The organism is Acidovorax temperans, assembly GCF_028596105.1.
GTDB classification, from domain to species: domain Bacteria; phylum Pseudomonadota; class Gammaproteobacteria; order Burkholderiales; family Burkholderiaceae_C; genus Acidovorax; species Acidovorax temperans.
In genome coordinates this window covers 1,116,501-1,122,500 of the sequence record NZ_CP117193.1, presented here as the reverse complement: position 1 = coordinate 1,122,500, position 6,000 = coordinate 1,116,501, and the positions used below count along the sequence as shown (strand labels likewise).

General features: G+C 53.3%; 6 protein-coding genes (1 of these 6 cut by a window edge). All 6 read right to left on the bottom strand.

Features of this window, described 5'->3' with window-relative positions:
• Positions 1–886 carry the 5' portion of an adenylosuccinate synthase gene (locus PQV96_RS05245; RefSeq protein ID WP_207374170.1) on the bottom strand. Its footprint begins 491 nt before the window's first position, so 886 of the gene's 1,377 nt are visible here — the first part of the coding sequence; the start codon lies at positions 884–886; the stop codon falls past the left edge of the window.
• Positions 887–898: 12 nt separating this feature from the next.
• Positions 899–2,062, bottom strand: coding sequence for an ATP phosphoribosyltransferase regulatory subunit (locus PQV96_RS05240; protein WP_066784886.1), 1,164 nt, complete (start codon positions 2,060–2,062; stop codon positions 899–901).
• Positions 2,063–2,196: 134 nt separating this feature from the next.
• Positions 2,197–3,102, bottom strand: coding sequence for a protease modulator HflC (hflC, locus tag PQV96_RS05235; RefSeq protein WP_066784889.1), 906 nt, complete (start codon positions 3,100–3,102; stop codon positions 2,197–2,199).
• 9 nt (positions 3,103–3,111) lie between these two features.
• Entirely contained in the window at positions 3,112–4,446 is a 1,335-nt protein-coding gene (hflK, locus tag PQV96_RS05230; protein ID WP_207374173.1) for an FtsH protease activity modulator HflK, read from the bottom strand.
• Between the two features lie 65 nt (positions 4,447–4,511).
• Complete coding sequence (hflX, locus tag PQV96_RS05225) at positions 4,512–5,660, bottom strand: GTPase HflX (protein WP_207374174.1); 1,149 nt, start codon at positions 5,658–5,660, stop codon at positions 4,512–4,514.
• Positions 5,661–5,735: 75 nt separating this feature from the next.
• Positions 5,736–5,987 carry an RNA chaperone Hfq gene (gene hfq, locus PQV96_RS05220; protein ID WP_082759041.1) on the bottom strand — a complete coding sequence of 84 codons (252 nt, stop codon included), beginning with the start codon at positions 5,985–5,987 and terminating at the stop codon, positions 5,736–5,738.
• Between the last annotated feature and the right edge of the window lie 13 nt (positions 5,988–6,000).

The following is a 6,000-nucleotide window of genomic DNA, read 5'->3' as shown; positions in this document are numbered from 1 at the left end:
CACGGGTGCAGTAAGCCTTGGTGATACCCAGAACATAGTGAAGCATGCTGGGACCTACGCCGGCTCCTGCAGCAGCATTTCCAGCAACACAGTTGCTAGATGTCACATAGGGGTATGTTCCATGGTCCACATCCAGCAAAGTGCCTTGAGCTCCTTCAAATAGGAGATTGCATCCCTCGCCATGCGCTTCATTCAGTTCACGAGAAACATCAGCCATCATGGGGCGGAGCATTTCTGCATGGCGCATAGCCTCTGCGTACACCACATCGAACTGAACTTCTCCATCTTTCAAGTAAGGAGCTAGAGCCTCTCCGAACGTGAAACGTGCCGACCCAAGGTAAGTGGTTAACACGTGGTTGTGCAAAGCTAGTAACTCCTTGAGCTTCGATGCAAATCGTTCGGGATGCTTCAAGTCCTGCACACGAAGAGCTCGCCTAGCAATTTTGTCTTCATAAGCAGGACCGATACCTCGACCCGTTGTGCCAATTTTTTCAACACCGCCCTGCTCTCTGGCTGCCTCACGAGCAACATCCAAAGCCGCATGAAAAGGAAGAATCAAAGGGCAAGCTTCACTGATGCGAAGACGCGAACGCACTTCCACACCAGCTCTTTCAAGGCCTTCGATCTCTTCAAATAACTTTGCGGCGGAGAGCACCACACCATTGCCGATGTAGCACTTCACCCCTGGGCGCATGATTCCACTGGGAATAAGGTGGAGTGCTGTCTTCACGCCGTTAATCACCAAAGTATGGCCGGCGTTGTGCCCACCTTGAAAACGCACTACACCTTGGGCACTTTCCGTGAGCCAATCGACCAGCTTTCCTTTGCCTTCATCACCCCACTGAGTTCCAACGACAACGACGTTACGACCTTTGGTTGCTTTCATCTCAAACCCAATTCAAATTTCAGTTGGTTTTATTGCGCGAACTATCCATTGCCCGGAAACTTCAACAAGCTCTCGGTCACAGTTGAATTCATCCACTTTGCTCTCACACCCGGGAAGAACGCACACCACGGTTTCTCCGCGCCTGCGCAATGCGGCTATAGCGTCATTCGCAGCAGCACTCTCCAACCAAGGGGCTCTAATGGCGGCACGAAGGTCTCTGTCCGGAGTTACACATGCAATTTGCTTAACGTCCAGGCTGAAGCCTACGGCGGGCCTATTCCTACCAAAAACAGAACCTACCTCATCGTACCTTCCGCCACGCACTAACGCATCGCTGCCGCCTGGCACAAACATAGCGAAGCGAATGCCGCTGTAGTAAGAGTACCCACGCAGATCCGCCAGATCAAAAGAGAGACGTGAAGCATTCAGCATGGATGCGAACCGTTTCAACTCGCCGAGCAAACCAGAGATACCAGGCACCAGACCAAGAGCCTGTTCGGCATCCTTCAGAACCTCGATATCGCCGAACAGGTGAGGCAAGGCTCTTAAACCTTCACGTCGGCTTTCCGGGAAAGCACGAGTGAGTCGACCAATCTCAGCGCCATCTTTGCGAGCCAATGCTCCATGCAAATCACGCAGCAACGCTGGCGATACCTCAACGCCATCTAATAATCGACGAACTATGCGTACATCCGCCACATCAGTGGTGAAATCGGTAACACCCGCAGCCTCAAGACATTCCCTGGCCAACGTCAAAATCTCAACGTCCGCCTCCAACCCTGAGTGGCCATAGATTTCGCTACCAAATTGAAGGGGCTCCCGAGTTGCGTGAGGCTTTTCAGGCTTCGCGTGCAGCACAGGACCGCAATAACACAAGCGCGTCACACCCTGGCGATTCAGAAGGTGCGCATCAATTCTGGCTACCTGCTGAGTAGTGTCTGCACGCAGCCCCATGGAGCGCCCAGACAACTGATCCACCAGCTTGAACGTCTGCAGATCTAACGCTTCACCGGATCCGGTCAGCAATGAATCCAAGTGCTCTAGCAGGGGGGGAATAACCAACTCATAGCCATAGCTGCGCGCTGTATCGAGAAAGCCTCGACGCAACTCTTCGATGTGTCGAGCCTCTGAGGGCAGAACATCGGCAATATGATCCGGCAGGATCCAAGCAGACATTTAAATCGGTGGAGGCTGTTAAAACCGTGATTCTACCGGTTGATAGCGCCGAGCCATCGAGCTTCCCTCTACTCGCCATGCGGAGTGCGGGTCCGGCAGCAAGCAATTGCTGCCGGATTCACTCTAATCCAGCGTCACCGACGCGATGAAGACGGGTTGGAAGCCTGGCCGTCTCGTAGAACTTTAAAAAACTCAGAGCCTGATGGATCCACAACCATCACATCCGACTTCTTGCTCAGCGTCGCTTTGTAAGCTTCAAGACTGCGATAAAAGTGCGCAAATTGAGGATCTCGCCCAAAGGCCTCCGCGTAGATACGCGCTGCCTCTGCATCGCCTTCACCCTTCACTCTCTGTGCATCACGGGTAGCGTTGGCAATGGCCACTTCTCGCTGACGATCAGCATCCGCACGGATCTTTTCACCTTCAGCAGCCCCTGTTGATCGAAGTTCATTCGCAACTCGCTTACGCTCCGCCTCCATACGTCGGTAAACAGATTCTGTGATTGCCTCAACGTAGTCCACCCGGGTGATGCGTACATCAACGACATCAACACCCCAAGGCTTAGCGCCACGAACCGCCCCCAGAACTTCGCGTTTTACGTCTTCCATCACGGCTTCACGCTTGAGGGAAAGCAATTCCTTGACGGTACGTTTGTTGATTTCTTCCTGAAAAGCATTGCGGACAACCCTATTGAGCTGCGCTGCGCCTGCCTCCTCGTCCAAACCCACGTTTCGAATGTACTGCGCAGGCTCAGAAATTCGCCACCGCACATACCAATCAATGACAACGCGCTGCTTCTCGGCCGTCAGCATGGGCTCAGTGTCCTTGCTATCCAAAGTGAGAAGCCGTTTATCAATGTATGAAACATTTTGAAAAGGGGGAGGCAGCTTGAAGTTCAAACCAGGCTCGGTAATCACCTCCTTGATTTGCCCAAGCGCGTACACCACACCAAACTGACGCTGATCCACTACGAAGAACATGGAGCTCATGAGCGCCAGCACTACCAAACATGTAGTAGCCAAAAATCCGATACGGTTCACAAGTTTCTCCTAACGAACTTCACGCTCGCGAGTGCGACCACTGTCTCGAGCTCTCGTTTCGAGCGGGACTGCGGTACTGGGGACAGTTGATGGAGTCACGGCTGAACTCGGAGGTATCTCCAGCGAACTGGAACCAGCTGCGTTGCCAGTGCTCTGCATCAACTTGTCCAAAGGCATGTAAAGCAAATTAGAGCCTTGACGCGACTCGATGATCACCTTGGTGACATTTCCATATATCTGCTGCATGGCATCGATATACATTCGATCACGGGTCACCTGAGGCGCCTTCTGGTACTCCGCTAAGACGGAGGCAAAACGCTGAGCGTCACCTTGTGCCTGAGCGACAATCTTGGCTTTGTAGGCGGCAGACTCCTCAGCCAAGCGGGATGCCGCACCAACAGCCCTGGGAACTACATCATTCGCATAGGCTTGGGCTTCATTCTTTGCCCTTTCACGCTCCTGCCCGGCCTTGAGCACGTCATCAAACGATGCCTGCACTTGCTCTGGCGGGCGAACTCCCCCTTGCTGCAAATTAATACCTACCACTTCCACTCCGACGCCATAACGGTCCAGGATTGTCTGCATCAGTTGGCGAACACGAGGGGCTATTTGATCGCGCTCCTCCGCCAAAGCCGTATCCATTCGCATTTTCCCGACGACCTCACGAACCGCAGTCTCTGCCGCCTGTACAACAGCATCGGACGGGTTTTTGCTCTCAAACAACCAAGCGCGGGCATCATTCAAACGGTATTGCACCGCAAATTTGATTTCAACAATGTTCTCGTCTTCGGTCAGCATCGCAGACTCTCGCAGCCCGGTGCTCTTCACAATAGCATCTCTCCCCACGTCCGCGGACCGAATCTGCGTCACAAAAACCAATTCGTGACGCTCAATAGGATAGGGCAAGCGCCAATTGAAACCTGCGCCCACTGTCGTCTTGTATTTACCAAACTGCGTAATCACAGCTTGCTGCCCTTCCTTCACGATGAAGAAGCCAGAACCCATCCAGACGGCAAATGCAACACCTCCCAGTAGCGCCAAGCCAACGCCTGCACTGCGCATGTCCGGCTGACCACCCCCTTTAGGCCCACCCCCCGAGCCTCCTCCAAAGAATCCAGACAACCGGCGGTTCAAATCACGCCAAAGTTCATCCAAATCGGAAGACTGACCAGAGCCACTAGGACCAGGCCTGCGCTCTGGGCCTGCACTGCCTCTATCCTCAGGTCGATGGGCATCGTTGCCTTTATCCTCGCCACGCCCCCATCGCGGATCGTTCAGATTGAACATTCCTTGTGCGAAAGTACGCAACGATGCAAAGCGTGAGCTACGATTTTGAAAATTCATGCGCAAAATCTCTTGATCTCTGTAGATATCGTTTCATACGGCATTGTGCCGAACCGACCTGACCATTAAGTCAATTCAACGGTAGACGCTGGGGACATCTGATCGCTTTCTTTGGCCACAATTTCACCCAACACAGAGCGCAATACGCCCAATCCAGATCCCGTCAAAGCACTGACGAACACACGACGATGCTCACGCCCGGCCAACTCGTAGGCATCACTCTCAGCGGTCGGACGTAATGACTCATCCAACGCATCCATTTTGTTAAAAACGAGTAGTTGCGGAATATGATCTGCGCCGATTTCAGCAAGCACGCGCTGCACCTGCTCGATTTGTTCTGGATAGGCTGGATTAGATCCATCGACGACATGCAGCAGAAGATCTGCATCTACAGCCTCTTGCAAGGTCGCCTGAAATGCATCGACCAATCCGTGAGGCAGGTCACGAATGAATCCCACAGTGTCAGACAGAGACACAGAACGCTGGGCCTCAGACAGATACAACTGCCGAGTGGTCGTATCTAGCGTTGCAAATAACTGATCTGCTGCATACGCACGAGCTTTGACCAAAGCGTTAAACAGCGTTGACTTCCCTGCATTCGTGTAGCCAACCAAGGAAATGGTGAACGCCTCGCGCCGCTCGCGTTGCCTGCGCTGAGTATTCCGTTGGCGCTTCACTTTCTGCAACCGCTCTTTGGTGCGCTTGATTGCATCCCCAATCATCCGCCGATCTAGCTCGATCTGAGTCTCGCCTGGCCCGCCTCGCGTCCCGATACCACCACGCTGACGCTCAAGGTGCGACCATCTACGCACTAGCCGGGTACTCAGGTACTGCAATTTGGCCAATTCCACTTGCAGTTTGCCTTCATGGCTTCTGGCACGCTGAGCAAATATTTCCAGAATTAACAGCGTGCGGTCGTTGACCGGTAACTCCAAATGGCGCTCGAGATTACGCTGCTGGGCAGGACTCAAGGCCTGATCAAAAAGCACTTCGACAGCACCGTGCATTTGCGCGAGCGAACGAATTTCATCAGCCTTTCCACTTCCCACAAACAGTGCCGCATCCGGGGCCTTGCGTTTACAAGTGATACGAGCCACAGGCTGGAGACCCGCCGTTTGGGCAAGCAAACCAAGCTCTTCCAACTCGGCGTCGAAATGGGGAAGCCCCAGATCCACACCAACCAAGATAACGGACGGTGCTGACTGGGGCTTCATGCATTCAACCTCGGCATGTCAGTTGAAGACCATGCCATACGCGTACGAGGGAACCAAATAGTTGCGATGTCAGACTCAGGCAACAGCGTCAGACTCAGCGGAGTCGGCAGTCGAGAAGCTGACGGCACGACCGGGAACAATGGTCGATATAGCGTGTTTGTAAACCATCTGGGTCACTGTATTGCGCAGCAAGACCACATACTGATCAAAAGATTCAATCTGTCCTTGCAGTTTGATTCCGTTAACCAGATAGATGGAAACTGGGACATGTTCACGACGCAGTGCGTTCAGGAACGGATCTTGGAGAAGTTGGCCTTTATTGCTCACGATATGCTCCGTG